The sequence below is a fragment of the Candidatus Bandiella numerosa genome (assembly GCF_021811875.1).
Lineage (GTDB): Bacteria > Pseudomonadota > Alphaproteobacteria > Rickettsiales > Midichloriaceae > Aquirickettsia > Aquirickettsia numerosa_A.
Genome location: NZ_JAJBJD010000098.1, coordinates 1 through 4,179, shown reverse-complemented (window position 1 = coordinate 4,179; position 4,179 = coordinate 1). Strand labels below are relative to the sequence as shown.

The window sequence follows — 4,179 nt, the reverse complement described above, 5'->3', positions numbered from 1 at the left end:
TTTTGTTCAGCGCTAAAATTTCTTTTTTCTTTTTTACTCATACTTCTTATTTTTTATTTATATTTTTATATCTTTTAGGAAATAAAACTACTCTTTTTGTTGTCTGACTTTTTCAGTCCACTATATTTAATACTTTTTCACAAATTATCTTTATTCATAATATAAAAGCTTTATACTCCTTGATATACAAAAATTCTATACTATTTCTATTGGGTATTAATGTAAAATCAATTTTTATAAATAGCAATTAAGTGAAAATAAATGGCAGAAAAAGATTATTATAAAACTCTGGAAGTTAATAAAAATGCAACTCCTGACGAAATAAAAAAAGCCTTCAGAAAATTAGCTTTAAAACACCATCCTGACAAAAATCAGGGAAATAAAGAGTCTGAGAAAAAATTTAAAGAACTTAATGAAGCTTATGAAATCTTAAAAGATCCGCAAAAAAAAGCTGCATATGATAGATATGGAAGTGCTGGAGTTAACAGTGGCGCTGGTGGCTTTAGCTCTCAAGCAGGAGGATTTGAAGATTTTGCAGACGTTTTTGGTGATATATTTGGTGATTTTATGGGAAGAGGTAAAAGCTCATCACAATCAAATAGAGAAAGTCAATTTAGAGGTGCAGATTTAAGATATAATACAGAAATCACCTTAGAAGATGCATACAAAGGCTTAAATAGAAATATTAAATTTAGAACTGCAAGTAAATGTGATGAATGTAATGGAAATGGAACCAAAGCAAAAACTGGAACCAAAGCCTGTTCTACATGTCATGGCTCTGGTACAGTAAGGTATCAGCAAGGTTTTTTTATGATAGAGAAGGCATGTACAAGTTGCTCCGGCTCAGGAGTAATAATTAAAGACCCATGCGGCAAATGCAGAGGAGAAGGCAGATATGAAAAAGAAAAAAGTTTATCAGTACACATACCAAAAGGTATAGATAATGGAGCTAAAATTAGAGTTGCAAATGAGGGCGAAGCCGGGATACGTGATGCCCAAGCAGGAGACTTATATATATATGTTTCTATAAAACCCCATGAATTTTATCAAAGGGAGAATGCAAATTTACACTGTACTGTACCTATAAAAATGACTACAGCTGTCCTAGGAGGATTTATTGAGATTCCAACAATGGATGGTAATATAGCAAAAGTTAATGTTCCTAGTGGTACACAGTTTGGAACAAAATTAAGAATGCAACTAAAGGGTATGCCAATTATTAATTCAACTAGGTATGGAGATATTTATGTGCATGTTAATGTTGAATTACCTATAAAAGTTACAGAAAAACAAAAAGAATTGTTAGAGGAGTTCGATAAAATTAATCAATCTGGAGCAAATCCAAAATCAGAAGGTTTTTTTGCTAAGGTTAAAAGCTTTGTTTCAGATTTGAAAAAAAAATAATTAAAGTTTATTATAATGTTTTCTATTGATATTAGTGGGCTATCAAAAACTTATAAAAATGGTCACCAAGCACTTAAAGAAATAAATTTAAAAGTTAGGAAGGGACAATTTTTAGCTTTGTTAGGCAAAAACGGTGCAGGAAAAACTACCTTTGTTGAGATACTATCTTCCTTAACAAAAAAATCAACTGGCGCTGTAATAATTAATGGCAAGGACTTAGATAATAATGCTGAATTTGCAAAATTAAAGATTGGCATCGTTCCTCAAGAAGTCAATTTATCTTTTTTTGAAAAGGTAATGCAAGTATTAATCACTCAAGCAGGATACTTTGGTATAAATAGAGATGTGGCAATCAAAAGAGCAGAAAAGCATTTAAAAGATTTAGATTTATGGGAAAAAAGAAATCACGCTGTCATAACATTATCTGGAGGGATGAAAAGAAGACTGATGATAGCAAGAGCATTAATGCATGAACCGGAAATAATATTTTTTGATGAACCCACAGCAGGAGTTGACGCTGAAGTGAGGCAAAAAATATGGAAAATAATGCAAGATTTAAATAATGAAGGCAAAACCATTATTTTAACAACTCATTACTTTGATGAAGCAGAAAGATTATGCGATAGCTTAGCTATTATTTCTAAAGGAATAATCATAATGAATGATTCATTGAGAAAAATTTTGAATCAGTGCCCAAAACAAAAATATTTAGTTGAAATAAAAAATGCTATAAATCTATCGTTGAATGAAACCACAATTTCACAAATTTCAGATTGCTTATTTGAAATTTCAGTCAATTTAGAAAATTCTCTTTCAAATAGTATTAAAAATATAATCAACTATGGAGGAGAAATAATCAGTATAAAACCCAAAAACAATAGGCTTGAAGAATTATTTTTGAATATAGTAGAGTAAATTTATGAATTACATGATGAATTTGATTGGTTTCAAAACCATCCTTAAAAAAGAAATCATACGAATATTGCGTATATGGCCACAAACGTTGATACCACCTATTATTACAACTAGCCTATATTTTATAATTTTTGGCGAAATCTTATTTAAAGATAGATTTATATCTGTTGACGGTCAAGAAATTTCTTACAGTCAATATCTGATACCTGGGCTTGTTGCAATGGCAATTATAATTAACTCGTACAGTAGTACATCATCATCTTTTTTTAGTATAAAATTTCAAAAAAATATTGAAGAACTCTTAGTCTCTCCATTGCCTGCGTGGATTATTATATTAGGCTATACTTTCGGAGGGCTTTTTAGAGGACTTATAAATGGTTTAATGATATTTATCACATCCCTATGCTTTGAACCAACAAGCATTCATTCATATTTGATGTGCTTTTCAATAGCACTATTGATATCTTTCTTTTTCTCTATTGCAGGCATTATTAACGCAATTTTTTCTAAAACATTTGATGATATAATGTGGTTTCCTTCATTCATTCTTACTCCAATGGTTTATTTAGGTGGAGTATTTTTTACAATTGAAATGCTTCCAAATTTTTGGCAATTAGTGATAAAAATTAACCCCATCTACCATTTTATCGATATTTTTAGGCACAGCCTGTTAGGTATTGGTAAATTTAATTACTTATCATTTGTTGTTATCGTGATTTTTAATTTTGTGCTATTTATCACTGCTATTTATTTTTTTAATAAAAAGCTGCAAAAATAACAGTAAGCAGGCTGCAAAAAGCCTGTCTATGAATGTCAGAAAGTGTCTGATATAATACCATAAGGTTGATGTACATGAGGATTCGAGCACGAAATCAACGACACAGTTTGCATCAGAAATAGAGTTTTGAAAGAGGTCTATTAAAAATTTACCTTTTTCATTACTGTATTGTGATTGGTATATATGCAAATATCTGCTGCAATTTTCATTGCCTTTTTTGCTTTATCCTCGAGCTTTATATTTTTAACATCTGATAAAGCCTTCGCTGCAGCCAGAGCATAATTTCCTCCAGAGCCAATCGCAGCAATTCCATCTTCAGGCTCTAAAACATCTCCATTGCCAGATAATATTAATGTACTTTCTTTATCTGCAACTATTATCATTGCTTCCAATCTTCTTAAATATTTATCCAACCTCCAATCTTTTGCAAGCTCCACAGATGCTCTCATTAAATTATGAGAATGCTTATCAAGCTTTTCTTCCAGTCTACTAAATAATGTAAATGCATCAGCTGTAGCTCCGGCAAATCCAGCTACAATACTATTATTGGCCAAAGTTCTAATTTTATTAGCCGTACTTTTTATTACTGTGTGACCAAGACTAACTTGTCCATCCCCAATTATGATAACCTGCTTGTTATCTCTTATACAAAGGATAGTAGTAGCGTGCCAACTAGGCATTTTGTTATCGGACATATAAAATTAATCGAATTACTTTTACCGCAGATTAAATTACCATAATAGATTTGTAAATAGAATTTAAAATATTTGCGCTATTTTTCGAATATGCATCAACAAAACAATCTTCCATAATCAACAATTAGCACACCTATTCCTTATTAACTCAGAACTTTACAACATCACCCATTATAAATGGATTTTCAAAATCCATTTATCCAAAAAACCACCAATCCTACATTGTATACTTTCATATTCAGAAGGACTTATAATATAATACGGAAGCATAAATATTAGATAGCGTATAAATAGGAAAAGTGCTAACCTTTGACCTAAAACAATACAGGTATCAAATGGATTTTGAAATAATAGTAAGAAAAAAAGAAAAAGGCGAGGTAGTATCAG

4 protein-coding genes are annotated in these 4,179 nt (G+C 30.7%); 3 read left to right on the top strand and 1 reads right to left on the bottom strand.

Annotated features, from left to right (window positions below):
- The first annotated feature begins 261 nt into the window (after positions 1–261).
- From dnaJ to L8D11_RS03900, 3 genes are read left to right on the top strand one after another with little or no spacing between them, the layout of a single operon-like run.
- Positions 262–1,404 carry a molecular chaperone DnaJ gene (dnaJ, locus tag L8D11_RS03910; RefSeq protein WP_236870368.1) on the top strand — a complete coding sequence of 381 codons (1,143 nt, stop codon included), beginning with the start codon at positions 262–264 and terminating at the stop codon, positions 1,402–1,404.
- Between the two features lie 15 nt (positions 1,405–1,419).
- Positions 1,420–2,319: an ABC transporter ATP-binding protein gene (locus tag L8D11_RS03905; RefSeq protein ID WP_236870367.1), complete on the top strand. Its 900-nt coding sequence runs from the start codon at positions 1,420–1,422 to the stop codon at positions 2,317–2,319.
- Between the two features lie 13 nt (positions 2,320–2,332).
- Positions 2,333–3,097 carry an ABC transporter permease gene (locus L8D11_RS03900; RefSeq protein ID WP_236870366.1) on the top strand — a complete coding sequence of 255 codons (765 nt, stop codon included), beginning with the start codon at positions 2,333–2,335 and terminating at the stop codon, positions 3,095–3,097.
- 140 nt (positions 3,098–3,237) lie between these two features.
- Here the strand turns inward: L8D11_RS03900 and hslV are convergent, their stop codons facing one another.
- Positions 3,238–3,792 carry an ATP-dependent protease subunit HslV gene (gene hslV, locus L8D11_RS03895; RefSeq protein WP_272906035.1) on the bottom strand — a complete coding sequence of 185 codons (555 nt, stop codon included), beginning with the start codon at positions 3,790–3,792 and terminating at the stop codon, positions 3,238–3,240.
- Between the last annotated feature and the right edge of the window lie 387 nt (positions 3,793–4,179).